Consider the following 25,259-nt stretch of genomic DNA (forward strand, 5'->3'; position numbering starts at 1 on the left):
GCGGATCACACCTGATCAGAAGTCCAGGTTCGATACCGACAGCGCGTTGCTTTCGATGAAGTCACGGCGCGGCTCGACAGCATCACCCATCAGGGTGTTGAAGATCTGGTCGGCTGCGATCGCATCCTCGATGGTGACCTTGAGCATGCGGCGCACGGTCGGGTCCATGGTGGTTTCCCACAGCTGCTCAGGGTTCATCTCACCCAGCCCTTTATAGCGCTGGATGGTGTGGCGCTTGGTGGTTTCGTTCATTAGCCAGTCCAGGCCTTCCTTGAACTCGACGATTGCCTTACGGCGCTCACCGCGCTGAACGTAAGCACCTTCGCCCAACAAGCTGGATAGCTTGGCACCAACGTTGACTACGGTACGGTAGTCATTGCTGCCGAAGAAGTCCCGGTTGAAGGTGACATAGCTAGCCAGGCCGTGGGAGGTGACTTCCACTTCTGGCAACCATACGTTGCGCTCTTTGTCTTCGCGCAGGCTGGCTTTGTAAACCAGGCCGGACTTCTGGCTGTTGCTCAGGCGCTCTTGGAACTTGACCAGCCAGGCTTGCATCACAGCGTGGTCACCCAACTGCTCCACAGTCACTTCCGGCAGGTAGATGAAGTGCTCGGTGATGTCTTCCGGATACAAGCGCGACAGGCGCTTGAGGGTTTTCATCACGCTGCGGAACTCATTCACCAGGCTTTCCAGCTGCACACCGGAAACCGCCGGCGCCGACTCGTCCAAGTGCAGGCTGGCATCTTCCAGGGCCGACTGGGTCATGTACTCTTCCATGGCCTCGTCGTCCTTGATGTACTGCTCCTGCTTGCCTTTCTTCACCTTGTACAGCGGTGGCTGAGCAATATAGATGTAGCCGCGCTCGACCAGCTCCGGCAGCTGACGGAAGAAGAAGGTCAGCAGCAGGGTGCGGATGTGCGAACCGTCAACGTCAGCATCGGTCATGATGATGATGTTGTGATAACGCAGCTTGTCGATGTTGTACTCTTCGCGGCCGATACCACAGCCCAGCGCGGTGATCAGCGTGCCCACTTCCTGGGACGAGATCATCTTGTCGAAACGTGCTTTCTCAACGTTGAGGATCTTACCCTTCAGCGGCAAGATTGCCTGGGTACGACGGTTACGGCCTTGCTTGGCCGAACCACCGGCGGAGTCACCCTCCACCAGGTACAGTTCGGAAAGGGCAGGGTCCTTCTCCTGGCAGTCCGCCAGTTTGCCTGGCAGGCCGGCGATATCCAGCGCACCTTTGCGGCGAGTCATCTCACGGGCTTTACGTGCGGCTTCACGGGCACGGGCAGCGTCGATCATCTTGCCAACGACAGCCTTGGCCTCGTTCGGATTCTCCAGCAGGAAGTCGGCGAAGTACTTGTTCATCTCTTGTTCCACGGCGGTTTTCACCTCCGAGGAGACCAGTTTGTCTTTGGTCTGCGAGCTGAACTTGGGATCCGGCACCTTCACCGAGATGATCGCGGTCAGGCCTTCACGGGCGTCGTCGCCAGTGGTTGCCACCTTGTTCTTCTTGGCCAGGCCTTCCTGCTCGATGTAGCTGTTCAGGCTACGGGTCAGCGAGGAACGGAAGCCGACCAGGTGAGTACCGCCGTCACGCTGCGGAATGTTGTTGGTGAAGCACAACAGGTTTTCGTTGAAGCTGTCGTTCCATTGCAGAGCAACTTCAACACCCACCCCATCGTCACGCTGGACGTTGAAGTGGAACACCTGGGAGTTGACCGGTGTCTTGTTGGTGTTCAGGTACTCGACGAATGCGCGCAGGCCGCCTTCGTACTTGAAGAACTCTTCCTTACCGCTGCGCTCATCCTTCAGCAGAATGCCCACGCCCGAGTTGAGGAACGACAACTCGCGAATACGCTTGGCCAGGATGTCCCAGCTGAAGTGAATGTTCTTGAAGGTTTCAGCCGAAGGCTTGAAGTGAATGTGGGTACCGGTGGTTTCACTGTCACCGACAACCGCCATAGGCGCTTGAGGAACACCGTGAACGTAAGTCTGTTCCCAGATTTTTCCGCTACGGCGAACGGTCAGCACCAGCTTCTCGGACAGGGCGTTCACGACCGAAACACCTACGCCGTGCAGGCCGCCGGACACCTTGTAGGAGTTGTCGTCGAACTTACCGCCGGCGTGCAGCACGGTCATGATGACCTCGGCTGCGGAAACGCCTTCTTCTTTATGCACGTCGACCGGAATGCCGCGACCGTTGTCGCGCACACTGATGGATTCGTCCGGATGGATAATGACAGTGATGTCATCGCAGTGGCCGGCGAGGGCTTCGTCGATGGAGTTGTCGACCACCTCGAAGACCATGTGGTGCAGGCCGCTACCATCATCGGTGTCGCCAATGTACATGCCGGGACGCTTGCGTACGGCATCCAAACCTTTCAGCACCTTGATGCTGGAGGAGTCGTACGTTTGATTTTCGCTCATGCCTTCACTCCCGATGGTCGTGGGTCTGGGTGATACGGCCTTGTTCCACGTGGAACAAAGCAACTGGCGTTTCCGTCTGCCAGCCTTCCCTCAGTAATTCGTGATCTACACAGGTGATGAACACCTGGCAGCGTAATTCTTCAAGCAAGCGGCACAGCGCGCGGCGATGCTGGTCGTCCAGTTCGGACGGCAAGTCATCCACGAGATAAATACAATGACCGCGGCGAGCCTGACTAACGAGGTGGCCCTGGGCAATGCGCAATGCACACACCACCAGCTTTTGCTGACCACGCGACAGGATGTCGGCTGCATTGTTGGCAGCCAAACGAAGACGCAAATCAGCACGCTGCGGACCGGCTTGGGTATGGCCCATCTGCTGATCGCGAAGGAGAGAGGAGGCGAGTACTTCTTGCAGTTCCCGGTCCTTGTCCCAGCCTCGGTAGTAGCTCAGGGTCAACCCGTCCAGCTCGACCAGTTCGCTCAGGGTTCGCTCGAAGACGGGCTTCAAGGCCTTGATGTAGTTGCGACGGTATTCATCTATTTCCGCGCTGGCCAGGCACAGTTCCCGGTCCCAGGCGGCTTGCGAAGCTGGGTCAAGTGTACCATGACGCAACCATGAGTTCCGCTGCCGCAGCGCCTTCTGCAGCCGCTGCCAGGCTGGCAAGAAGCGAGGTTCCACGTGGAACACCCCCCAATCCAGAAACTGGCGACGAATTTTCGGGGCACCTTCCAACAGGCGGAAACTGTCTGGGTTGATGAGCTGAAGCGGTAACAACTCCGCCAGTTGCGCCGCGCTGCGCGCATTCTGCCCATCGATGCGAATAGTGAACTCCCCCTGGCGCTCCCGGGAGACGCCCAGGTTGCTGGTGCCCCCCTCGGTCAACTGCACTTCACCAAACACGGTACAGGCAGCCTGTTCGTACTGGATCACCGGGTTCAGGCGTGTGCTGCGGAAAGAGCGCGCCAGCCCCAGCAAATGCACGGCCTCAAGCACGCTGGTCTTGCCGCTGCCGTTGGCGCCATAAAGTATGTTGATACGGGGGGAGGGTAAGAGAGTCACCGGGTGCAAATTGCGCACCGCGGTGACCATGATACGTCGAAGGGACATGTCGCCTGCTATGGGTTACAGACGCATCGGCATGACAACATAGGAAGAATCGTCATTGCCCGCTTCCTGCAGCAGGGCACTGCTGTTGGAATCCGAGAGGATCAGACGAACTTGCTCAGTAGTCATTACGCCCAGCACGTCGAGCAGGTAGCTGACGTTGAAGCCGATTTCCAGCGAGCTACCTTCGTAGTCCACGCTGATTTCTTCCTCTGCTTCTTCCTGCTCGGGGTTGTTGGCCTGGATTTTCAGTTGGCCAGCAGCCAGTTGCAGACGAATGCCGCGGTACTTTTCGTTGGAAAGAATCGCAGTACGGCTGAAGGCTTCACGCAAGGCCTGGCGGTCACCGACCACCAGCTTGTCACCGCCCTTGGGCAGTACGCGCTCGTAGTCCGGGAACTTGCCGTCCACCAGCTTGGAGGTGAACGTGAATTCACCGGTGGTGGCACGGATGTGATGCTGGCCAAGCACGATGCTGACCATGCCTTCCGGGTCCGTGAGCAAACGCGCGAGCTCCAGGATACCTTTACGTGGCACGATGACCTGATGGCGATCATCTTGCTCAATCGGCGCGGTCATGGAGCACAACGCCAGGCGGTGACCATCGGTGGACACTGCGCGCAGGGTGTTGCGGGACACCTCCAGCAGCATGCCGTTCAGGTAGTAGCGCACATCCTGCTGGGCCATGGCGAAGCTGGTGCGCTCGATCAGCCGGCGCAGCTTGCTCTGTTCCAGGTTGCAGGTCAGCGAGCCCGGGCCTTCTTCCACCGTCGGGAAGTCATTGGCTGGCAGGGTAGACAGGGTGAAGCGGCTACGGCCGGCCTTGACCAACAGTTTCTGCTCGTCGACCTTGATATCGATCAGGACGTCGTTCGGGAGGCTTTTGCAGATGTCCATCAGCTTGCGTGCCGGGACAGTGATTTCGCCGGGCTCAGCCGGCTCTTCCAGTTGCACGCGGCCTACCAGTTCGACTTCCAGGTCGGTACCGGTCAACGACAGTTGCTGGCCTTGCACAACCAGCAATACGTTGGACAGGACCGGCAAGGTCTGACGGCGCTCGACGACACCGGCGACCAGTTGCAGGGGTTTCAACAGGGCTTCGCGTTGAATGGTGAAATGCATGGTCTAGTCCCTTGCCTTCAATTAGCTGCGCAGACGGCCATCAGGTCGTCAGCGTCCGCAGCAGGTTCTTGTAGTCCTCGCGGATATCCGCGTCGGATTCCTTCAGTTCGTTGATCTTGCGGCAGGCGTGCAGCACCGTCGTGTGGTCGCGGCCACCAAACATGTCGCCGATTTCCGGCAGACTGTGGTTGGTCAGCTCCTTCGACAGGGCCATGGCCACCTGGCGTGGACGTGCGACAGAACGGGAACGCCGCTTGGACAACAGATCAGAGATCTTGATCTTGTAGTACTCGGCGACGGTTCGCTGAATGTTATCCACACTGACCAGTTTGTCCTGCAGCGCCAGCAGGTCTTTCAGCGACTCGCGGATCAGTTCGATGGTGATATCGCGACCCATGAAGTGCGAGTGGGCGATCACCCGCTTCAAGGCACCTTCCAGCTCACGCACGTTGGAGCGGATACGCTGGGCAATGAAGAAGGCCGCATCATGCGGCAGCTCGACCTTGGCCTGGTCGGCCTTCTTCATCAGGATGGCCACGCGGGTTTCCAGCTCGGGTGGCTCGACGGCCACCGTCAGGCCCCAGCCAAAGCGCGACTTCAAGCGCTCTTCCAGGCCTTCGATCTCCTTGGGGTAACGGTCAGAGGTCAGGATTACCTGCTGGCCGCCCTCAAGCAGGGCGTTGAAGGTGTGGAAAAACTCTTCCTGCGAACGCTCTTTACGTGCAAAGAACTGGATATCGTCGATCAGCAACGCATCGACCGAGCGGTAGAAGCGTTTGAATTCGTTGATAGCGTTCAATTGCAGAGCCTTGACCATGTCCGCGACGAAGCGCTCCGAATGCAGGTACACGACCTTGGCGTTCGGGTTCTTCTTCAGCAGGTGGTTACCCACAGCATGCATAAGGTGGGTTTTACCCAGGCCCACACCGCCATAGAGGAAAAGCGGGTTGTAGCCATGCTTGGGGTTGTCCGCGACCTGCCAGGCAGCCGCACGCGCCAACTGGTTCGACTTACCTTCGACGAAGGTTTCGAAGGTGAAGGTACGGTTCAGGTAACTGGTGTGCTTGAGCGCACCTTCAACCTGCACGGTGCGCTGCTCGGCCCGACCACCAACGGCGGGTGCCGGAGCCGTTTCGGCCATGGCATCGAAGCTGTCGCGTACGGACGGTTCGGCAAGATCCTCCACCAATACCGGCTCGGTCAATGGCACTGCAACAGGTTCGACCGCTGCCACCGGAGCAGGCTTGTGCTGGCCTTGAGCGAGCGAGGCCGCCACGGCCGCACTGACTGGTGCGTTGGGCGCGGCACGCGGAGCCGAGCTGCGACGGCTACCTATTAACAAGGAAAGGGCAGGCGCAATACCGCTGCCGTTTTCACCTAGCAGCTCAAGCAAGCGACCCAGGTACTTTTCATTGACCCAATCGAGAACGAAACGGTTGGGCGCATAGACGCGCAACTCGTCGCCTTCGGCTTCGACCTGTAGCGGACGGATCCAGGTGTTGAATTGCTGGGCAGGCAGTTCATCGCGCAGAAGCTCCACGCACTGCTGCCAAAGTTCCACTGACACGGATATCCCCTGAGTTTGAAAGCCGGATGAGGCAAAAACAAACCGCCATTGTACCGGTCGGGCGCCCAGTTATCCACATGTGGACACGTTAGGAGCCATGACAAAACAGCCATTTATCGACCAAAACGGCTTTGTCGCGTTGTGAATAAGGTCTGTGGATAACCGACCATGAGGGCTATGCACAACCCTGAGGTCAGGCCTGTTGATAACTCATCTGTGGGTAAGTGGCATTTTAATCCACAGCTTGCCCGCACGAAGAAAACAGGCGCAGCACCGGTTGAGAACACGGTTGTAAAACGCTGTACATGGCGCTATTTGTGGGCTACAGCAGGTTATCCACAGAAGGTTACCCACATAAGATTTATAAGTTCTTCAGAAAAGCTTTTTATATGTCTCTTCTTTTTTTTCATGTTGTCCCCGATTCTTGTGTCCGATCAAGCACCCCTTGGGGATGAACCGGAAGGCACCGTCCATCCTGTGCTCTATATGGAAAGACTGGTTGGAAATTGACCTATGGGCTTGCTTTCTCTAGAATCGCCGGTCTCTTAAAAAGGGGGCCATCCCGGCCCGTCGTCGACAAACCAGGTAACACGCCATGAAACGTACTTTCCAACCAAGCACCATCAAGCGCGCCCGCACCCACGGTTTCCGTGCCCGTATGGCTACCAAGAACGGCCGCGCTGTTCTGTCGCGTCGTCGTGCCAAAGGCCGTAAGCGTCTGGCCATTTGATTTTTCGGCACAGGTGGTGAGTCAGGACTTCAGTCGGGAAAAGCGACTGCTTACACCCCGACACTTCAAAGCGGTCTTCGACTCCCCAACCGGCAAGGTTCCAGGGAAAAACCTGCTGATCCTTGCACGCGAGAACGGCCTTGATCACCCAAGGCTCGGCCTGGTGATTGGCAAGAAGAGCGTCAAGCTCGCCGTTCAACGCAACCGCCTCAAGCGCTTGATGCGCGATTCCTTTCGTCTGAACCAGCAAATGCTCGCCGGGTTGGACATCGTGATCGTCGCGCGCAAGGGATTGGGTGAAGTAGAAAACCCGGAATTGCACCAACACTTTGGCAAACTCTGGAAACGCCTGGCGCGCAGCCGGCCAACACCAGCAGTCACCGCCAATTCCGCAGGGGTAGACAGCCAAGATGCGTAAACTGGCGCTCGTTCCGATCCAGTTTTACCGTTATGCCATCAGCCCCCTGATGGCCAACCACTGTCGTTTCTTCCCCAGCTGCTCCTGTTACGCTTATGAAGCCATCGAAAACCACGGCCTCTGGCGTGGTGGGTGGCTAGCCGTTCGTCGCCTGGGGCGTTGTCATCCGTGGAACGACGGCGGTTTCGATCCCGTTCCACCTGCTCCTTCCTCCCGAACTTCTTCGATAGCCGAGTAATCATGGATATTAAACGCACGATCCTGATCGTCGCCCTGGCAATCGTGTCCTACGTCATGGTCCTCAAGTGGAACCAGGACTACGGCCAGGCTGCCCTGCCGACTCAGAATACTGCTGCCAGCACTGTTGCCCCGGGCTTGCCGGATGGCGTACCGGCCGGTAATGCCGGTGCCAGCGCCGATGTACCGAGCGCCAACGCCGAAACCAGCACAGCCGAACTGGCACCCGCTGCAGTCAGCAAGGACCTGATCCGGGTCAAGACCGATGTTCTGGACCTGGCTATCGATCCGGTCGGTGGTGACATCGTCCAGCTGAACCTGCCGAAGTTCCCACGTCGCCAGGACCACCCGGACATTCCGTTCCAGCTGTTCGACAACGGTGGTGAGCGTGTCTACCTGGCACAAAGCGGCCTGACCGGTGCCAATGGCCCGGATGCCCGCCCTGCCGGTCGCCCGCTTTACGCAGCCGACCAGAAGGGTTACCAGCTGGCTGATGGCCAGGATCAACTGGTGGTCGACCTGAAGTTCAGCGACAACGGCGTCAACTACATCAAGCGCTTCAGCTTCAAGCGGGGTGAGTACGACCTGAATGTCAGCTACCTGATCGACAACCAGAGCGGTCAGGCCTGGAGCGGCAACATGTTTGCCCAGCTCAAGCGTGACGCCAGCTCCGATCCGTCGTCGAGCACCGCTACCGGCACCGCAACCTACCTGGGCGCCGCCCTGTGGACAGCTTCCGAGCCTTACAAAAAAGTCTCGATGAAGGACATCGACAAAGGTAGTTTGAAAGAAAATGTGTCCGGCGGCTGGGTTGCCTGGCTGCAGCACTACTTCGTGACCGCCTGGATTCCGGCCAAGTCGGACAACAACGTTGTCCAGACCCGCAAGGACAGCCAGGGCAACTACATCATCGGTTACACCGGCCCAGTCATCAGCGTGCCTGCTGGCGGCAAGGTCGAAACCAGCGCCATGCTGTACGCCGGTCCGAAAATCCAGTCCAAGCTGAAAGAGTTGTCCCCAGGCCTGGAACTGACCGTCGACTACGGCTTCCTGTGGTTCATTGCCCAGCCGATCTTCTGGCTGCTGCAACATATCCACAGCCTGCTGGGTAACTGGGGCTGGTCGATCATCGTACTGACCATGCTGATCAAAGGCCTGTTCTTCCCGTTGTCGGCTGCAAGCTACCGTTCGATGGCACGTATGCGTGCTGTGGCGCCGAAGCTCGCCGCGCTGAAGGAACGCTTCGGTGACGATCGCCAGAAGATGTCCCAGGCGATGATGGAGCTGTACAAGAAAGAGAAGATCAACCCGCTGGGCGGCTGCCTGCCGATCCTGGTACAAATGCCGGTATTCCTGGCCCTGTACTGGGTACTGCTGGAAAGCGTTGAAATGCGCCAGGCCCCATGGATGCTGTGGATTACCGACCTGTCGATCAAGGATCCGTTCTTCATCCTGCCGATCATCATGGGCGCCACCATGTTCATCCAGCAGCGCCTGAACCCGACCCCACCGGATCCGATGCAGGCCAAGGTGATGAAAATGATGCCGATCATCTTCACCTTCTTCTTCCTGTGGTTCCCGGCTGGTCTGGTGCTGTACTGGGTTGTGAACAACTGCCTGTCGATCACTCAGCAGTGGTACATCACCCGCAGCATCGAGGCAGCCAGCAAAAAAGCTGCTGCTTGACAGGCTGCTGCGCTAGCCTGTGAATAAAAAACGCCCCCTAGTGGGGCGTTTTTGCTATCTGTCGTTTTTGTCGTAGAGGCTTTCGAGCATGAACACTGTGCGTGAAACCATCGCCGCCATCGCTACCGCCCAAGGCCGCGGGGGGGTGGGTATTGTCAGGTTGTCCGGGCCTCTGGCTGCCAAGGCCGGCCAGTTGATCACCGGCCGTACACTCACCCCTCGGCATGCCCATTACGGCCCGTTCCGCGACGATGAAGGGCTTGTACTGGATGAGGGGATCGCGCTGTTCTTCCCTGGGCCGAATTCCTTCACAGGTGAGGATGTGCTCGAACTGCAGGGTCACGGCGGACCAGTTGTCCTGGACATGTTGCTGCAGCGCTGTGTACAAGTCGGCTGCCGCCTGGCCCGCCCGGGCGAATTCAGCGAGCGTGCGTTCCTCAATGACAAACTTGACCTCGCCCAGGCCGAAGCCATTGCCGACCTGATCGAGGCCAGTTCCAGCCAGGCGGCGCGTAACGCCCTGCGTTCGCTGCAAGGGGAGTTCTCGAAACGTGTGCACAGCCTTACCGAAGCGTTGATTGCCCTGCGCATCTACGTCGAGGCGGCTATCGACTTCCCGGAAGAAGAAATCGACTTCCTCGCCGATGGCCACGTGCTGTCGATGCTCGATGCCGTACGCAGCGAGTTGTCCACTGTGCAGCGCGAGGCCGGGCAGGGTGCCTTGCTGCGTGACGGCATGACGGTGGTCATCGCCGGCCGGCCAAATGCGGGCAAGTCGAGCCTGCTGAACCAGCTTGCTGGCCGGGAAGCGGCCATTGTCACCGACATTGCCGGTACCACCCGGGACATCCTGCGGGAACATATCCACATCGACGGCATGCCATTGCACGTCGTCGATACGGCCGGTTTGCGCGATACCGACGACCATGTGGAAAAGATCGGCGTGGAACGCGCCCTGAAGGCCATTGGCGAGGCTGACCGTGTGTTGCTGGTGGTCGACTCCACCGCGCCCGAGGCCAGTGACCCGTTCGCTTTGTGGCCGGAATTTCTCGACCAGCGGCCAGACCCGGCCAAGGTCACGCTGATTCGCAACAAGGCCGACCTGAGTGGTGAGCGGGTAGCGCTGGAGCAGTGTGATGACGGCCATGTGACGATCACCCTCAGCGCCAAAGGCGACGATGCAGGGCTGCAACTGCTGCGCGACCATCTGAAGGCCTGCATGGGTTACGAACAGACTGCAGAGAGTGGGTTCAGTGCCCGTAGGCGCCATCTGGATGCCTTGCGCCAAGCCAGCGAACACCTTGAGCACGGTCGTGCTCAGTTGACCCTGGCGGGCGCAGGAGAGCTGCTGGCTGAGGACTTGCGCCAGGCACAACATGCCCTGGGCGAAATTACCGGGGCATTCAGCTCGGATGATTTGTTGGGGCGGATTTTCTCCAGCTTCTGCATCGGCAAATAATCCACAGCAGGCAAGATCAAGAGCCGCTCCTTCGGGAGCGGCTTTTTTTTGCCTGCAATTTCTCATCTCAAGCCTTGAGGAGATCGCTATGGGAGCGGGTTTACCCGTGACGAGGCCCTCGAAACTCACACATCACTCATCCACAGAAGGCAATCTGTGCTCAGGAACCCTGTGGAAAACCCGCCTTCAGCTCCGTTGATAAGCAGGCTTTTTTGCTGAGGAAAATCTGGCCTGTGGGTAAAGAGCCATTTAATCCACAGGCTAAATCGTGTTATCCATAACCCTCATGGCACTCCAACCACAGGGTTTAATTTCTCTCTACAAGCCATGAACAAAGGGCTACAGAACCTTATCCACAGACAAGGCTGTGCATAAGAATAAACATAAAAACAAAGCTTTTTTAAATTTTTCCTCTTTGTTTTCTGTTGTTTGCCACTCATCCACAGACTGGTCAAAATTTGCTCAGACGGTTTCTTTAAAGGGGGTGAAGTCCCTATACTTGTCCGCTTACCTTCTCTATTCGCAAAAACAGGCACGAGGTGCGTGGTGGATTTCCCTTCCCGTTTTGAAGTGATCGTCATCGGCGGCGGCCATGCCGGTACCGAGGCTGCGCTTGCGTCTGCACGCATGGGTGTGAAAACCCTGCTGTTGACCCATAACGTGGAAACCCTCGGTCACATGAGCTGCAACCCCGCCATCGGCGGTATTGGCAAAAGCCATCTGGTCAAAGAGATCGATGCCCTCGGTGGCGCCATGGCGCTGGCCACCGACAAGAGCGGCATCCAGTTCCGCGTTCTGAACAACCGCAAGGGCCCGGCCGTACGCGCCACCCGAGCACAGGCCGACCGCGCCATCTACAAGGCAGTGGTGCGTGAAATCCTGGAAAACCAGCCGAACCTGTGGATATTCCAGCAGTCCTGCGACGACCTGATCGTCGAGCAGGACCAGGTCAAAGGCGTGGTGACCCAGATGGGCCTGCGTTTCTTCGCCGAATCGGTGGTACTGACCACCGGTACCTTCCTCGGCGGCCTTATCCACATTGGTTTGCAAAACCATTCCGGCGGCCGCGCCGGTGATCCGCCTTCGATCGCCCTGGCCCACCGCATGCGTGAGCTGCCGCTGCGCGTCGGCCGCCTGAAAACCGGTACGCCGCCACGCATCGATGGCCGCTCGGTGGACTTCTCGGTGATGACCGAGCAGCCAGGCGATACGCCGATCCCGGTGATGTCGTTCATGGGCAATGCCGAAATGCACCCACGTCAGGTGAGCTGCTGGATTACCCACACCAATGCGCGCACCCACGAGATCATCGCCTCGAACCTCGACCGTTCGCCGATGTACTCGGGCGTGATCGAAGGTGTCGGTCCGCGCTACTGCCCGTCGATCGAAGACAAGATCCACCGATTCGCCGACAAGGAAAGCCACCAGGTGTTCATCGAGCCGGAAGGCCTGACCACCCATGAGCTGTACCCCAACGGTATTTCCACTTCGCTGCCGTTCGACGTGCAGCTGGAACTGGTGCGTTCGATCCGTGGCATGGAAAACGCCCACATCGTGCGCCCGGGCTATGCCATCGAATACGACTACTTCGACCCGCGCGACCTCAAGTACAGCCTCGAAACCAAAGTCATCGGTGGCCTGTTCTTCGCCGGGCAGATCAACGGCACCACCGGTTACGAAGAAGCCGGTGCCCAGGGCCTGCTGGCCGGTACCAACGCCGCGCTGCGTGCGCAGGGCCGCGACAGCTGGTGCCCACGCCGCGACGAAGCATACATCGGCGTGCTGGTCGACGACCTGATTACCCTGGGTACTCAAGAGCCGTACCGCATGTTCACCTCGCGTGCCGAATACCGCCTGATCCTGCGCGAAGACAACGCCGACCTGCGTTTGACCGAGAAAGGCCGCGAACTGGGCCTGATCGATGACCAACGCTGGGCCGCCTTCTGCGCCAAGCGCGAGGGTATCGAGCGCGAAGAGCAGCGCCTGAAGTCGACCTGGGTGCGCCCGAACACCGAGCAGGGCCAAGCCATTGTGGATAAGTTCGGCACCCCGCTTAGCCACGAGTACAGCCTGCTCAACCTGCTGGCGCGCCCGGAAATCGACTACGCCGGCCTGATCGAGGCGACCGGCGGTGATGCGATCGACCCACACGTTGCCGAGCAGGTCGAGATTCGTACCAAATACGCCGGTTACATCGATCGCCAGCAAGACGAAATCGCCCGCCTGCGTGCCAGCGAAGATACCCGCCTGCCTGTGGATATCGACTACTCGACCATTTCCGGCCTCTCCAAGGAAATCCAGGGCAAGCTTGGCCAGACCCGTCCGGAAACGTTGGGCCAGGCTTCGCGCATCCCGGGCGTGACCCCGGCGGCGATTTCCCTGTTGCTGATTCACTTGAAAAAACGCGGCGCTGGCCGCGAATTGGAGCAAAGCGCTTGAGTTCCCTGGTCACCCCGCAACACGCCGAAGAGTTGTCCACAGGTGCGCGCCAGCTCGATGTCGAGTTGAGCCCCGAGCATCACGAAAAGCTGCTCGGCTACCTGGCCCTGTTGATCAAATGGAACAAAGCCTACAACCTCACCGCCGTGCGCGACCCCGACGAGATGGTGTCGCGCCACCTGCTGGACAGCCTCAGCGTCATGCCGTTTATCCACAGCGAGCGTGTCAACTGGCTGGATGTCGGCAGTGGCGGTGGCATGCCCGGCATTCCCTTGGCTATCCTGCATCCGGACAAGCGCGTGACGGTGCTGGACGCCAACGGCAAGAAGACCCGCTTCCTGACCCAGGTGAAAATGGAGCTCAAGCTGGACAACCTCACGGTTATCCACAGCCGGGTCGAGGCCTTCCAGCCAGCGCAGCCGTTCGACGGCATCATCTCCCGTGCCTTCAGCAGCATGGAGAACTTCACCAACTGGACCCGCCACCTGGGCGACACCGGGACGCAATGGCTTGCAATGAAGGGGCTGCATCCTGCCGATGAACTGGTAGCATTGCCCGCAGACTTCACAGTGGAAAGCGAACAGGCCCTGACCGTTCCGGGTTGCCAGGGCCAGCGCCATCTGCTGATACTGCGCCGCAAGGCATGACTGGGAACACACGCAACAATGGCTAAGGTATTCGCAATCGCGAACCAGAAAGGTGGTGTGGGCAAGACAACCACCTGTATCAATCTCGCCGCCTCGCTGGCGGCGACCAAGCGTCGTGTGCTGCTGATCGACCTCGATCCGCAGGGCAACGCCACCATGGGCAGCGGTGTGGACAAGCACGAGCTCGAGCACTCGGTCTACGACCTGCTGATCGGAGAATGCGATTTGGCCCAGGCCATGCATTACTCCGAGCACGGCGGTTTCCAGTTGCTGCCGGCCAACCGCGACCTGACCGCCGCCGAGGTGGTGCTGCTGGAAATGCAGGTCAAGGAAAGCCGTCTGCGCAACGCGCTGGCGCCCATCCGCGAGAACTACGACTACATCCTCATCGACTGCCCACCGTCGCTGTCGATGCTGACGCTGAACGCCTTGGTCGCTTCCGATGGCGTGATCATCCCCATGCAGTGCGAGTACTACGCACTGGAAGGTCTCAGCGACCTTGTGGATAACATCAAGCGCATCGCTGCCCGGTTGAACCCGGAACTGAAGATCGAGGGCCTGTTGCGGACCATGTACGATCCGCGCCTGAGCCTGAACAACGATGTTTCGGCGCAGCTGAAGGAGCACTTTGGCCCGCAGCTGTACGACACGGTCATTCCGCGCAACATTCGCCTGGCCGAGGCCCCGAGCTTCGGCATGCCGGCACTGGCTTACGACAAGCAATCGCGAGGCGCGCTGGCTTATCTGGCCCTGGCCGGGGAACTGGTACGCCGTCAACGCCGTCAATCACGCACTGCACAAACAACTTAAGGAATCCGTATGGCCGTCAAGAAACGGGGTCTCGGACGTGGGTTGGATGCACTGCTCAGTGGTCCTTCCGTCAGCGCGCTCGAAGAGCAGGCTGTGAAGATCGACCAGAAAGAACTGCAACACCTGCCGGTCGAGCTGATCCAGCGTGGCAAGTACCAGCCGCGCCGGGACATGGACCCGGAGACGCTGGAAGAGCTTGCGCACTCGATCCGCAACCATGGCGTGATGCAGCCGATCGTGGTGCGCCCGATTGGCGACAACCGCTACGAGATCATCGCCGGTGAGCGCCGCTGGCGCGCCACGCAGCAGGCCGGCCTGGACACGATCCCGGCCATGGTCCGGGAAGTGGCCGATGAAGCGGCCATTGCCATGGCGCTGATCGAGAACATCCAGCGCGAAGACCTCAACCCGCTGGAAGAGGCCCTGGCCCTGCAGCGCCTGCAGCAGGAATTCGAGCTCACCCAGCAGCAGGTGGCCGACGCCGTAGGCAAATCGCGGGTGACCGTGGCCAACCTGCTGCGTCTGATTACGCTGCCTGAGGCGATCAAGACCATGCTCGCCCACGGTGACCTGGAGATGGGCCACGCCCGTGCATTGCTCGGTCTGGAAGAAAACCGTCAGGAGGAGGGGGCGCGTCATGTTGTCGCACGTGGCCTCACCGTGCGCCAAACTGAGGCACTGGTGCGTCAGTGGCTCAGTGACAAGCCTGATCCGGTCGAGCCGAGCAAACCTGATCCGGATATCGCACGCCTTGAACAGCGGCTCGCAGAGCGCCTGGGCTCGGCTGTCCAGATCCGTCATGGCAACAAGGGCAAAGGCCAGTTGGTTATTCGTTACAACTCCCTTGACGAGTTGCAGGGCGTGCTTGCTCACATCCGCTGAAACAATTCCTGTTGTAGCGCGCAGTCGGAAATCACTACCGAAGAGTTGAATAGGGGTTAATCCACCCCTATACTCTGCGCGCATTTTGTCGGCACAAATTATGCCAAGTCATAACTGACTTGTTGGTCGACTTCCGAGGAGCAGTTGTGATGGAAATCCGCACGCCAAACCGCCTGCCTTTCCATCGCTGGGCGGTTTTTCCGGTACTGCTGGCTCAATTCGTCGTACTACTGCTGGCAACCTTGGTGTTGTGGCAGTGGAAAGGGGTGGTCAGTGGATATTCAGGCCTTTGCGGAGGTTTGATTGCCTGGCTGCCCAATGTGTACTTCGCCTGGAAGGCTTTTCGCTTCAGCGGAGCTCGGGCGGCACAAGCCATCGTCAAGTCGTTTTACGCTGGCGAGGCAGGCAAGATGATTTTGACGGCAGTGCTTTTTGCACTGACCTTTGCAGGAGTGAAGCCATTGGCGCCGTTAGCAGTATTCGGCGTCTTCGTGCTGACCCTTTTGGTCAGCTGGTTCGCGCCCCTGCTGATGAATAAAAGACTTTCGAGACCTTAGGGCGTTTGAGGCAACCATGGCAGCAGAAACCGCTTCGGGCTATATCCAGCACCACTTGCAGAACCTGACCTACGGTCAACTACCAGACGGCAGCTGGGGCTTCGCCCATTCGGCTGCAGAAGCCAAGGCAATGGGCTTCTGGGCGTTCCACCTGGACACCCTGGGTTGGTCCGTCGCGCTGGGTCTGATCTTCCTGTTCATCTTCCGCATGGCGGCCAAGAAGGCGACTTCCGGCCAACCTGGCGGTCTGCAGAACTTCGTTGAAGTGATGGTCGACTTCGTCAACGGCAGCGTGAAGGACTCCTTCCACGGCCGTAGCCCGGTAATCGCTCCGCTGGCGCTGACCATTTTCGTCTGGGTATTCCTGATGAACGCCGTCGACCTGGTACCGGTCGACTGGATTCCTCAGCTGGCCATCCTGATTTCCGGTGACCCGCACATTCCGTTCCGCGCCGTGTCGACCACCGACCCGAACGCGACCCTGGCCATGGCCTTCTGTGTGTTCGCCCTGATCATCTTCTACAGCATCAAGGTCAAGGGCCTGGGCGGCTTCATCGGTGAGCTGACCCTGCACCCGTTCGGCAGCAAGAACATCTTCGTTCAGATCCTGCTGATTCCGGTCAACTTCCTGCTGGAATTCGTCACCCTGATCGCCAAGCCGATCTCGCTGGCACTGCGTCTGTTCGGCAACATGTATGCCGGCGAACTGGTGTTCATCCTGATCGCAGTCATGTTCGGCTCCGGCCTGCTGTGGCTGAGCGGCCTGGGTGTGGTGCTGCAATGGGCGTGGGCTGTGTTCCACATCCTGATCATCACCCTGCAAGCTTTCATCTTCATGATGCTGACCATCGTCTACCTGTCGATGGCGCACGAAGATAACCATTAAGACCGCCTGGCGTGTCTGATAGCCTTCCTCGCCTGTTCGGGGGGAGGGCTTAAAAAGTCCGCAAGGGCAGCTGTACTCACGATTTGTTTTACCGCTTCAAACTAAAAACCTAACCAATACGACGTAAAAGTCGGGAGGAAAGATGGAAACTGTAGTTGGTCTGACCGCTATCGCTGTTGCTCTGCTGATCGGCCTGGGTGCTCTGGGTACCGCCATTGGTTTCGGCCTGCTGGGCGGCAAATTCCTGGAAGGCGCTGCTCGTCAACCAGAAATGGTTCCGATGCTGCAGGTCAAAATGTTCATCGTTGCCGGTCTGCTCGACGCCGTAACCATGATCGGTGTTGGTATCGCTCTGTTCTTCACCTTCGCGAATCCGTTCGTTGGTCAGATCGCCGGCTAATCACTCGTCACCACGAGTTGATGGCTGTATGAATTAAGACCGAGCGAGGTGTTGGCGTGAACATTAATGCAACCCTGATTGGCCAATCCGTTGCTTTTCTGATTTTTGTACTCTTCTGCATGAAGTATGTATGGCCTCCGGTCATCACTGCTCTGCAAGAGCGCCAAAAGAAGATTGCCGACGGCTTGGACGCTGCCAACCGCGCAGCTCGCGACCTGGAGCTGGCCCAAGAAAAAGCGGGTCAGCAACTGCGTGAAGCTAAAGCACAGGCAGCCGAAATCATTGAGCAAAGCAAGAAACGCGCTGCTCAGCTTGTCGAGGAAGCCCGTGAACAGGCCCGCGTCGAAGCTGACCGTGTGAAGGCTCAGGCTCTGGCCGAGATCGAACAGGAACTGAACAGCGCTAAAGACGCCCTGCGTGCCCAAGTGGGTGCCCTGGCCGTTGGCGGTGCCGAAAAGATCCTTGGCGCCACAATCGATCAAAACGCGCATGCGGAGCTGGTTAACAAACTGGCCGCTGAAATTTAAGCGAGGGCGATCATGGCAGAACTGACCACGTTGGCCCGACCTTACGCTAAGGCTGCCTTTGAGCATGCCCAGGCCCATCAGCAACTGGCCAATTGGTCAGCCATGCTCGGCCTGGCTGCTGCGGTGTCGCAAGACGACACCATGCAGCGCCTGCTCAAGGCCCCGCGACTGACGAGCGCAGAAAAGGCCGCCACGTTCATTGACGTGTGCGGTGACAAGTTCAATGCACAGGCACAGAATTTTATTCATGTTGCCGCGGAAAACGACCGTCTCCTGCTTCTGCCGGAGATTGCCGCCCTGTTCGACCTGTACAAGGCCGAGCAAGAGAAATCCGTGGACGTGGAAGTCACCAGTGCCTTCGCGTTGAACCAAGAACAGCAAGACAAACTCGCCAAGGTTCTCAGTGCACGGTTAGGCCAGGAAGTGCGCCTGCACGCGTCGGAGGATGCCAGCCTGATTGGCGGCGTCGTCATCCGCGCTGGTGACCTGGTAATCGATGGCTCTGTTCGCGGCAAAATCGCGAAACTGGCCGAAGCATTGAAATCTTGAGTTTGAAGGGGCAGCAGAGCAATGCAGCAACTCAATCCTTCCGAAATTAGTGAAATCATCAAGGGCCGCATCGACAACCTCGATGTGAGCTCCCAAGCCCGTAACGAAGGTACCGTTGTTTCGGTATCCGACGGTATCGTGCGGATCCACGGTCTGGCCGACGTCATGTACGGCGAAATGATCGAGTTCCCTGGCAGCGTATTCGGCATGGCCCTGAACCTGGAGCAAGACTCCGTAGGTGCAGTGATCCTGGGTGCATACGACACCCTCGCCGAAGGCATGAGCGCCAAGTGCACCGGCCGCATCCTGGAAGTTCCTGTTGGTAAGGAACTGCTGGGTCGCGTCGTTGACGCACTGGGCAACCCGATCGACGGCAAAGGTCCTCTGGGCAACACCCAGACCGACGCAGTCGAGAAAGTGGCTCCAGGCGTGATCTGGCGTAAGTCGGTAGACCAGCCTGTACAGACTGGCTACAAGTCCGTCGACGCCATGATCCCTGTCGGCCGTGGCCAGCGCGAGCTGATCATCGGTGACCGTCAGATCGGCAAGACCGCCATGGCCATCGACGCCATCATCAACCAGAAAGACTCCGGTATTTTCTGTGTTTATGTTGCTGTCGGCCAGAAGCGTTCCACCGTTGCCAACATCGTTCGCAAGCTGGAAGAAGCCGGCGCCCTGGCCAACACCATCGTGGTCGTTGCCAGTGCTTCGGAATCCGCCGCACTGCAGTTCTTGGCGCCATACGCCGGCTGCACCATGGGCGAGTTCTTCCGTGACCGCGGTGAAGACGCCCTGATCGTTTACGATGACCTGTCCAAGCAGGCCGTTGCTTACCGTCAGATCTCCCTGCTGCTGCGCCGTCCACCAGGACGTGAAGCGTACCCAGGCGACGTGTTCTATCTCCACTCCCGTCTGCTGGAGCGTGCTTCGCGCGTTTCGGAAGAGTACGTCGAGAAGTTCACCAACGGCGCAGTCACTGGCAAAACCGGTTCCCTGACCGCCCTGCCGATCATCGAAACCCAGGCTGGCGACGTTTCCGCGTTCGTTCCGACCAACGTGATTTCCATCACCGACGGTCAGATCTTCCTGGAATCGGCCATGTTCAACTCGGGCATCCGCCCTGCAGTGAACGCCGGTGTTTCGGTATCCCGCGTAGGTGGTGCCGCTCAGACCAAGATCATCAAGAAGCTGTCCGGTGGTATTCGTACCGCGCTGGCTCAGTACCGTGAACTGGCTGCATTCGCCCAGTTCGCGTCCGATCTGGACGAAGCGACCCGCAAGCAGCTGGAGCATGGTCAGCGCGTTACCGAGCTGATGAAGCAGAAGCAGTACGCGCCAATGTCCATCGCAGACATGGCCCTGTCGCTGTACGCCGCTGAGCGTGGCTTCCTGACTGACGTAGAAGTCTCCAAGATCGGCAGCTTCGAGCAAGCACTGATCGCCTTCTTCAACCGTGATCACGCCGAACTGATGGCGAAGATCAACGTGAAGGGTGACTTCAACGACGAAATCGACGCAGGCCTGAAAGCCGGTATCGAGAAGTTCAAGGCCACCCAGACCTGGTAAGCCGCAGCGGGGGCCGTGGCCCCCGCTTGCTAACCTGATAGGTGATACATGGCAGGCGCAAAAGAGATTCGCAGTAAGATTGCGAGCATCAAAAGCACGCAAAAAATTACCAGCGCCATGGAGAAAGTGGCGGTCAGCAAAATGCGCAAGGCACAAATGCGCATGGCTGCTAGCCGTCCTTACGCGGAGCGTATCCGCCAGGTGATCGGTCATCTGGCCAACGCCAACCCCGAATACCGCCACCCGTTCATGATCGAGCGCCCTGTAAAGCGCGCCGGTTATATCGTGGTGAGCAGTGACCGTGGTCTGTGCGGTGGCTTGAACACCAACCTGTTCAAGGCCCTGGTCAAGGACATGAGCGCAAACCGCGAACAGGGCGTGGAAATCGACCTGTGCGTGATCGGCAGCAAGGGTGCGACTTTCTTCCGCATCTTTGGCGGCAACGTCGTAGCCGCGATCAGCCACCTGGGCGAAGAGCCATCGATCAACGACCTGATCGGCTCCGTCAAAGTGATGCTGGACGCCTACCTGGACGGCCGTATCGATCGCCTCTCGGTGGTTTCGAACAAGTTCATCAATACCATGACCCAGAAGCCAACGGTCGAGCAATTGGTACCGTTGGTGGCAACCCCGGATCAGGATCTCAAGCATCACTGGGATTACCTGTACGAACCCGACGCAAAAGAGCTGCTGGACGGCTTGATGGTGCGTTACGTGGAGTCGCAGGTGTACCAGGCGGTGGTCGAGAACAACGCTGCTGAACAAGCGGCCCGGATGATCGCCATGAAGAACGCCACAGACAACGCCGGTGATTTGATCAAAGAGCTTCAGTTGATCTACAACAAGGCGCGTCAGGCTGCGATCACCCAGGAGATCTCGGAAATCGTCGGCGGCGCTGCCGCGGTTTAACGGTTCACATATTCAGAGGATCCAGCTATGAGTAGCGGACGTATCGTTCAAATCATCGGCGCCGTCATCGACGTGGAATTCCCACGTGACGTCGTGCCGAGTGTTTACAACGCGCTGAAAGTACAAGGCGCGGAAACCACCCTGGAAGTTCAGCAGCAGCTGGGCGACGGCGTGGTTCGTACCATTGCGATGGGCTCGACCGAAGGCCTGAAGCGCGGTCTGGAAGTCGTTGACTCCGGCGCTGCCATTTCCGTTCCTGTTGGTAAGGCCACCCTGGGCCGTATCATGGACGTACTGGGCAACCCAATCGACGAAGCCGGCCCGATCGGCGAAGAAGAGCGTCGCGGTATCCACCAGCCAGCGCCATCGTTCGCTGACCAGGCAGGCGGCAACGACCTGCTGGAAACCGGCATCAAGGTTATCGACCTGGTTTGCCCGTTCGCCAAGGGTGGTAAAGTTGGTCTGTTCGGTGGTGCCGGTGTTGGCAAGACCGTAAACATGATGGAACTGATCCGTAACATCGCCATGGAACACAGCGGTTACTCCGTGTTCGCTGGTGTGGGTGAGCGTACTCGTGAGGGTAACGACTTCTACCACGAGATGAAGGACTCCAACGTTCTCGACAAGGTAGCGCTGGTCTACGGTCAGATGAACGAGCCACCAGGAAACCGTCTGCGCGTAGCGCTGACTGGCCTGACCATGGCCGAGAAGTTCCGTGACGAAGGTAACGACGTTCTGCTGTTCGTCGACAACATCTATCGTTACACCCTGGCCGGTACCGAAGTATCCGCACTGCTGGGCCGTATGCCTTCGGCAGTAGGTTACCAGCCGACCCTGGCTGAAGAGATGGGCGTTCTGCAAGAGCGCATCACCTCCACCAAGGAAGGTTCGATCACCTCCGTTCAGGCCGTATACGTACCTGCGGACGACTTGACCGACCCGTCGCCAGCGACCACCTTCGCCCACTTGGACGCCACCGTCGTTCTGTCCCGTGACATCGCCTCCCTGGGTATCTACCCAGCGGTCGACCCACTGGACTCGACTTCGCGCCAGCTTGACCCGAACGTGATCGGCAACGAGCACTACGAGACCGCTCGTGGCGTTCAGTATGTTCTGCAGCGCTACAAAGAGCTGAAAGACATCATCGCGATCCTGGGTATGGACGAACTGTCCGAGACCGACAAGCAACTGGTAGCCCGCGCTCGTAAGATCCAGCGCTTCCTGTCGCAGCCGTTCTTCGTGGCCGAAGTCTTCACCGGTTCGCCAGGCAAGTACGTTTCCCTGAAAGACACCATCGCTGGCTTCAGCGGCATCCTCAAAGGTGACTACGACCACCTGCCAGAACAAGCGTTCTACATGGTCGGCAGCATCGACGAAGCGATCGAGAAAGCCAAGAAACTGTAATTCCTGCGCCCCGCAAGGGGCGCTATCAGGTTGAGGCAAGCAGATGGCTATGACAGTCCATTGCGATATCGTCAGCGCGGAAGGAGAGATTTTCTCCGGCCTGGTCGAGATGGTAGTTGCGCACGGTAACCTGGGTGATCTTGGTATCGCTCCAGGCCACGCGCCGCTGATCACCAATCTCAAGCCTGGTCCGATCACGCTGACCAAGCAGGGTGGCGCCCATGAGGTGTTCTACATCTCTGGTGGCTTCCTCGAGGTTCAGCCAAACATGGTCAAGGTGCTTGCCGATACCGTGCAACGTGCTGCAGACCTGGATGAAGCTCAGGCTCAGGAAGCCCTCAAGGCTGCTGAGAACGCCCTGAATCTGAAAGGCGCGGACTTCGACTACGGTGCCGCCGCCGCACGTCTGGCCGAGGCCGCAGCCCAGCTGCGCACCGTCCAGCAAATGCGCAAAGGCAAGTAATCGGCCTTTGGCTGATAACTTCTGTTGCGATTGAGTAAAAGGGTAGCCTCGGCTACCCTTTTTCTTTTTCTGATTTCTCCCCCCGGTCATTCCACTGACCGCCCAGGATTGGTAGCCAGTAATGTCACTCGATATCGTTATTCTCGCCGCCGGCCAAGGCACCCGCATGCGCTCGGCGCTGCCCAAGGTGCTGCACCCGGTAGCCGGCAACTCCATGCTCGGCCATGTTATCCACAGTGCGCGCCAACTGGAGCCGCAAGGTATTCATGTTGTGATTGGCCATGGTGCCGAGCTGGTTCGCGAGCGCCTGGCCGCTGACGACCTGAACTTCGTCATGCAGGATAAACAGCTGGGTACCGGCCATGCTGTTGCCCAGGCTCTGCCGGCGCTGACTGCCGACACCGTGCTGGTGTTGTACGGTGACGTGCCGTTGATCGAAGTGGAGACCCTGCAGCGTCTGTTGGCCAAGGCCAACGACCAGCAGTTGGGCCTGCTCACTGTTACCCTGGACGATCCGACAGGTTATGGCCGTATCGTCCGTGACGAGCAGGGCAAGGTAACTGCCATCGTTGAGCACAAGGACGCCAACGACGTGCAGAAAGCGATCAAGGAAGGCAACACCGGTATCTTGGCATTGCCAGCTGCGCGTCTGGCTGACTGGATGGGCCGTCTGTCGAACAACAACGCCCAAGGCGAGTATTACCTGACCGACGTCATCGCCATGGCAGTGGCCGATGGCCTGGTAGTGGCTACCGAGCAGCCGCACGACCCGATGGAAGTGCAGGGCGCCAACGACCGCCGCCAGCTGTCCGAGCTGGAGCGTCACTACCAGCTGCGTGAAGGCCGCCGCCTGATGGCCCAAGGTGTAACCCTGCGCGACCCGGCACGCTTCGATGTACGGGGTGAAGTGACCGTTGGCCGTGACGTGCTGATCGACATCAACGTGATTCTCGAAGGCAAGGTTGTCATCGAGGACGATGTGCAGATCGGCCCTAACTGCGTGATCAAGAACACCACCCTGCGCAAAGGCGCGGTGGTCAAGGCTAACAGCCACCTTGAAGGCGCCGTGATGGGCGAGGGTAGCGACGCTGGCCCGTTCGCCCGCCTGCGCCCAGGCAGCGTGCTGGATGCCAAAGCCCATGTGGGTAACTTCGTGGAACTGAAAAACGCCCACTTGGGCGAAGGCGCCAAGGCCGGTCACCTGACCTACCTGGGCGATGCCGAAATCGGTGCGCGCACCAATATTGGCGCCGGTACTATCACCTGCAACTACGATGGCGCGAACAAGTTCAAGACCGTGATGGGTGAGGACGTGTTCATCGGTTCGAACAACTCGCTGGTAGCGCCTGTGGAAATTCAGGCCGGCGCGACCACTGCAGCCGGTTCGACCATCACTCAGGCTGTCGAAGCCGGTGACCTGGCGGTGGCCCGTGCGCGCCAGCGCAACATATCGGGCTGGAAGCGCCCGGAAAAAATCAAGAAGAGCTGATTTGTTCACAGCTGTTTGGATCGAAAGCCGACTTATGTGAGTAAGTCGGCTTTTTTATTGGTTTTTTGCGGTGCCTGTAGGGCTGCAGCGAATCGGGTTAAAACTATCCACAGGGCAGCGACAGCTTGACGAATCGTTCATCTTAGGTTTTGATTGCAATCATTATCTTTCGAAACGAAACTTAAGCACTCATGTCGAAACGAAATACCCCACAGCGGCGGCACAACATCCTGGCGTTGCTCAGTGAGCAGGGCGAGGTGAGCGTGGACGCTTTGGCCAAACGTTTCGAGACTTCGGAAGTAACCATTCGCAAAGATCTTGCCGCCCTCGAAACCAACGGCCTGCTGCTACGCCGCTACGGTGGTGCAGTACCCGTGCCGCAAGAACTGCTCGGTGAGCCGGCCCAGCCTGTGTCTTCCTACAAGAAGGCCATCGCCCGTGCCGCGGTTGGTCGAATCCGCGAACATGCGCGCATCATCATCGACAGCGGCAGCACCACGGCAGCCATGATCCCCGAGCTGGGGCGTCAGCCAGGCCTGGTGGTGATGACCAATTCGCTGAATGTGGCCCGTGCCATCAGCGACCTTGAACACGAGCCGGTGCTGCTGATGACCGGCGGTACCTGGGACCCGCATTCCGAGTCGTTCCAGGGCCAGGTGGCCGAGCAGGTTTTGCGCTCTTACGATTTCGACCAGCTGTTCATCGGTGCCGATGGCATCGACCTCGGCCGGGGTACCACCACCTTCAACGAACTGCTGGGGCTTAGCCGGGTCATGGCTGAAGTTGCCCGCGAAGTGATCGTGATGGTCGAGTCGGACAAGGTGGGGCGCAAGATCCCTAACCTCGAGCTGCCCTGGAGCAGCGTGCACACCCTTATTACAGACGAACGACTGCCCGCAGCGGCACGTGAACAAATTCAAGCCCGCGGCATCAACCTGATCTGCGCCGCGATCAGCCAGGAGCAATAAAAC

The 25,259-nt window shown here is 58.8% G+C and carries 25 protein-coding genes; 21 read left to right on the forward strand and 4 right to left on the reverse strand.

The annotated features are described in order from the left end of the window. Positions 1-15 precede the first annotated feature (15 nt). Genes gyrB through dnaA form a run of 4 tightly spaced genes read right to left on the reverse strand, consistent with a single transcriptional unit; the run spans position 16 to position 6,230 of the window. Positions 16-2,436, reverse strand: coding sequence for a DNA topoisomerase (ATP-hydrolyzing) subunit B (gene gyrB / locus B9A31_RS00585; protein WP_016712779.1), 2,421 nt, complete (start codon positions 2,434-2,436; stop codon positions 16-18). Positions 2,437-2,440: 4 nt separating this feature from the next. After that, positions 2,441-3,544 carry a DNA replication/repair protein RecF gene (recF, locus tag B9A31_RS00590; protein ID WP_016712778.1) on the reverse strand — a complete coding sequence of 368 codons (1,104 nt, stop codon included), beginning with the start codon at positions 3,542-3,544 and terminating at the stop codon, positions 2,441-2,443. A gap of 15 nt (positions 3,545-3,559) precedes the next feature. Further along, on the reverse strand, positions 3,560-4,663 hold the full coding sequence (gene dnaN / locus B9A31_RS00595; protein ID WP_019099412.1) for a DNA polymerase III subunit beta: 1,104 nt from the start codon (positions 4,661-4,663) through the stop codon (positions 3,560-3,562). A 40-nt stretch (positions 4,664-4,703) separates the two neighbouring features. Further along, positions 4,704-6,230, reverse strand: a complete 1,527-nt coding sequence (gene dnaA / locus B9A31_RS00600) for a chromosomal replication initiator protein DnaA (RefSeq protein ID WP_019099413.1) — start codon at positions 6,228-6,230, stop codon at positions 4,704-4,706. Positions 6,231-6,407: 177 nt separating this feature from the next. Between dnaA and B9A31_RS26865 the strand changes: the two genes are divergently transcribed. The 21 genes from B9A31_RS26865 (at position 6,408) to B9A31_RS00700 (ending at position 25,256) form a co-directional block, all read left to right on the forward strand. Next, entirely contained in the window at positions 6,408-6,740 is a 333-nt protein-coding gene (locus tag B9A31_RS26865) for a hypothetical protein (protein WP_143511995.1), read from the forward strand. 85 nt (positions 6,741-6,825) lie between these two features. Continuing rightward, positions 6,826-6,960, forward strand: a complete 135-nt coding sequence (gene rpmH, locus B9A31_RS00605; RefSeq protein WP_003253163.1) for a 50S ribosomal protein L34 — start codon at positions 6,826-6,828, stop codon at positions 6,958-6,960. Positions 6,961-6,973: 13 nt separating this feature from the next. Continuing rightward, positions 6,974-7,378, forward strand: coding sequence for a ribonuclease P protein component (gene rnpA / locus B9A31_RS00610; protein ID WP_016712775.1), 405 nt, complete (start codon positions 6,974-6,976; stop codon positions 7,376-7,378). Beyond that, the gene (gene yidD / locus B9A31_RS00615) at positions 7,371-7,616 is read left to right on the forward strand and encodes a membrane protein insertion efficiency factor YidD (protein ID WP_015268406.1); all 246 of its coding nucleotides are present in this window, start codon (positions 7,371-7,373) and stop codon (positions 7,614-7,616) included. Before rnpA ends, yidD begins: the two co-directional genes overlap by 8 nt. Positions 7,617-7,618: 2 nt before the next feature. Further along, complete coding sequence (yidC, locus tag B9A31_RS00620; protein ID WP_019099414.1) at positions 7,619-9,301, forward strand: membrane protein insertase YidC; 1,683 nt, start codon at positions 7,619-7,621, stop codon at positions 9,299-9,301. Positions 9,302-9,389: 88 nt separating this feature from the next. Beyond that, positions 9,390-10,760: a tRNA uridine-5-carboxymethylaminomethyl(34) synthesis GTPase MnmE gene (gene mnmE, locus B9A31_RS00625; protein WP_016712773.1), complete on the forward strand. Its 1,371-nt coding sequence runs from the start codon at positions 9,390-9,392 to the stop codon at positions 10,758-10,760. A 546-nt stretch (positions 10,761-11,306) separates the two neighbouring features. After that, on the forward strand, positions 11,307-13,199 hold the full coding sequence (gene mnmG, locus B9A31_RS00630; protein WP_084296584.1) for a tRNA uridine-5-carboxymethylaminomethyl(34) synthesis enzyme MnmG: 1,893 nt from the start codon (positions 11,307-11,309) through the stop codon (positions 13,197-13,199). Then, complete coding sequence (gene rsmG, locus B9A31_RS00635; protein ID WP_019099416.1) at positions 13,196-13,846, forward strand: 16S rRNA (guanine(527)-N(7))-methyltransferase RsmG; 651 nt, start codon at positions 13,196-13,198, stop codon at positions 13,844-13,846. Before mnmG ends, rsmG begins: the two co-directional genes overlap by 4 nt. 18 nt (positions 13,847-13,864) lie before the next feature. Continuing rightward, positions 13,865-14,656 (forward strand): ParA family protein, encoded by a 792-nt coding sequence (locus B9A31_RS00640; protein WP_012274913.1) that lies wholly within the window; start codon positions 13,865-13,867, stop codon positions 14,654-14,656. Between the two features lie 9 nt (positions 14,657-14,665). Further along, entirely contained in the window at positions 14,666-15,538 is an 873-nt protein-coding gene (locus B9A31_RS00645) for a ParB/RepB/Spo0J family partition protein (RefSeq protein ID WP_016712770.1), read from the forward strand. A gap of 149 nt (positions 15,539-15,687) precedes the next feature. After that, positions 15,688-16,095, forward strand: a complete 408-nt coding sequence (locus B9A31_RS00650; protein ID WP_011536507.1) for a F0F1 ATP synthase subunit I — start codon at positions 15,688-15,690, stop codon at positions 16,093-16,095. A 16-nt stretch (positions 16,096-16,111) separates the two neighbouring features. After that, positions 16,112-16,981, forward strand: coding sequence for a F0F1 ATP synthase subunit A (gene atpB / locus B9A31_RS00655; RefSeq protein WP_003260030.1), 870 nt, complete (start codon positions 16,112-16,114; stop codon positions 16,979-16,981). A gap of 142 nt (positions 16,982-17,123) precedes the next feature. Continuing rightward, on the forward strand, positions 17,124-17,381 hold the full coding sequence (atpE, locus tag B9A31_RS00660; protein WP_003097235.1) for a F0F1 ATP synthase subunit C: 258 nt from the start codon (positions 17,124-17,126) through the stop codon (positions 17,379-17,381). A 56-nt stretch (positions 17,382-17,437) separates the two neighbouring features. Next, a complete protein-coding gene (locus B9A31_RS00665; RefSeq protein WP_003253189.1) occupies positions 17,438-17,908 on the forward strand; it encodes a F0F1 ATP synthase subunit B in 471 nt (156 codons plus the stop codon). 12 nt (positions 17,909-17,920) lie between these two features. Continuing rightward, positions 17,921-18,457 carry a F0F1 ATP synthase subunit delta gene (locus B9A31_RS00670; RefSeq protein ID WP_003253191.1) on the forward strand — a complete coding sequence of 179 codons (537 nt, stop codon included), beginning with the start codon at positions 17,921-17,923 and terminating at the stop codon, positions 18,455-18,457. A 21-nt stretch (positions 18,458-18,478) separates the two neighbouring features. Further along, positions 18,479-20,023, forward strand: a complete 1,545-nt coding sequence (atpA, locus tag B9A31_RS00675) for a F0F1 ATP synthase subunit alpha (protein ID WP_016712768.1) — start codon at positions 18,479-18,481, stop codon at positions 20,021-20,023. Positions 20,024-20,071: 48 nt separating this feature from the next. Next, positions 20,072-20,932, forward strand: coding sequence for a F0F1 ATP synthase subunit gamma (gene atpG / locus B9A31_RS00680; protein WP_003253195.1), 861 nt, complete (start codon positions 20,072-20,074; stop codon positions 20,930-20,932). Positions 20,933-20,959: 27 nt separating this feature from the next. Beyond that, complete coding sequence (gene atpD / locus B9A31_RS00685; protein ID WP_027614801.1) at positions 20,960-22,336, forward strand: F0F1 ATP synthase subunit beta; 1,377 nt, start codon at positions 20,960-20,962, stop codon at positions 22,334-22,336. 43 nt (positions 22,337-22,379) lie between these two features. Further along, complete coding sequence (locus tag B9A31_RS00690) at positions 22,380-22,799, forward strand: F0F1 ATP synthase subunit epsilon (RefSeq protein ID WP_010955886.1); 420 nt, start codon at positions 22,380-22,382, stop codon at positions 22,797-22,799. Positions 22,800-22,920: 121 nt separating this feature from the next. Next, positions 22,921-24,288: a bifunctional UDP-N-acetylglucosamine diphosphorylase/glucosamine-1-phosphate N-acetyltransferase GlmU gene (glmU, locus tag B9A31_RS00695; protein WP_019099417.1), complete on the forward strand. Its 1,368-nt coding sequence runs from the start codon at positions 22,921-22,923 to the stop codon at positions 24,286-24,288. 191 nt (positions 24,289-24,479) lie between these two features. After that, the gene (locus B9A31_RS00700) at positions 24,480-25,256 is read left to right on the forward strand and encodes a DeoR/GlpR family DNA-binding transcription regulator (protein ID WP_016712766.1); all 777 of its coding nucleotides are present in this window, start codon (positions 24,480-24,482) and stop codon (positions 25,254-25,256) included. Positions 25,257-25,259 lie beyond the last annotated feature (3 nt).

This window comes from Pseudomonas sp. URIL14HWK12:I5, from assembly GCF_900176445.1.
Taxonomy (GTDB): domain Bacteria; phylum Pseudomonadota; class Gammaproteobacteria; order Pseudomonadales; family Pseudomonadaceae; genus Aquipseudomonas; species Aquipseudomonas monteilii.

Coding starts and splice junctions, on each gene's coding strand:
- gyrB (WP_016712779.1), bottom strand. CDS start 2,436: ATGAGCGAAAATCAAACGTACGACTCCTCCAGCATCAAGGTGCTGAAA.
- recF (WP_016712778.1), bottom strand. CDS start 3,544: ATGTCCCTTCGACGTATCATGGTCACCGCGGTGCGCAATTTGCACCCG.
- dnaN (WP_019099412.1), bottom strand. CDS start 4,663: ATGCATTTCACCATTCAACGCGAAGCCCTGTTGAAACCCCTGCAACTG.
- B9A31_RS26865 (WP_143511995.1), top strand. CDS start 6,408: ATGCACAACCCTGAGGTCAGGCCTGTTGATAACTCATCTGTGGGTAAG.
- rpmH (WP_003253163.1), top strand. CDS start 6,826: ATGAAACGTACTTTCCAACCAAGCACCATCAAGCGCGCCCGCACCCAC.
- yidD (WP_015268406.1), top strand. CDS start 7,371: ATGCGTAAACTGGCGCTCGTTCCGATCCAGTTTTACCGTTATGCCATC.
- yidC (WP_019099414.1), top strand. CDS start 7,619: ATGGATATTAAACGCACGATCCTGATCGTCGCCCTGGCAATCGTGTCC.
- mnmE (WP_016712773.1), top strand. CDS start 9,390: ATGAACACTGTGCGTGAAACCATCGCCGCCATCGCTACCGCCCAAGGC.
- B9A31_RS00640 (WP_012274913.1), top strand. CDS start 13,865: ATGGCTAAGGTATTCGCAATCGCGAACCAGAAAGGTGGTGTGGGCAAG.
- B9A31_RS00645 (WP_016712770.1), top strand. CDS start 14,666: ATGGCCGTCAAGAAACGGGGTCTCGGACGTGGGTTGGATGCACTGCTC.
- B9A31_RS00650 (WP_011536507.1), top strand. CDS start 15,688: ATGGAAATCCGCACGCCAAACCGCCTGCCTTTCCATCGCTGGGCGGTT.
- atpB (WP_003260030.1), top strand. CDS start 16,112: ATGGCAGCAGAAACCGCTTCGGGCTATATCCAGCACCACTTGCAGAAC.
- atpE (WP_003097235.1), top strand. CDS start 17,124: ATGGAAACTGTAGTTGGTCTGACCGCTATCGCTGTTGCTCTGCTGATC.
- B9A31_RS00670 (WP_003253191.1), top strand. CDS start 17,921: ATGGCAGAACTGACCACGTTGGCCCGACCTTACGCTAAGGCTGCCTTT.
- atpA (WP_016712768.1), top strand. CDS start 18,479: ATGCAGCAACTCAATCCTTCCGAAATTAGTGAAATCATCAAGGGCCGC.
- atpG (WP_003253195.1), top strand. CDS start 20,072: ATGGCAGGCGCAAAAGAGATTCGCAGTAAGATTGCGAGCATCAAAAGC.
- atpD (WP_027614801.1), top strand. CDS start 20,960: ATGAGTAGCGGACGTATCGTTCAAATCATCGGCGCCGTCATCGACGTG.
- B9A31_RS00690 (WP_010955886.1), top strand. CDS start 22,380: ATGGCTATGACAGTCCATTGCGATATCGTCAGCGCGGAAGGAGAGATT.
- glmU (WP_019099417.1), top strand. CDS start 22,921: ATGTCACTCGATATCGTTATTCTCGCCGCCGGCCAAGGCACCCGCATG.
- B9A31_RS00700 (WP_016712766.1), top strand. CDS start 24,480: ATGTCGAAACGAAATACCCCACAGCGGCGGCACAACATCCTGGCGTTG.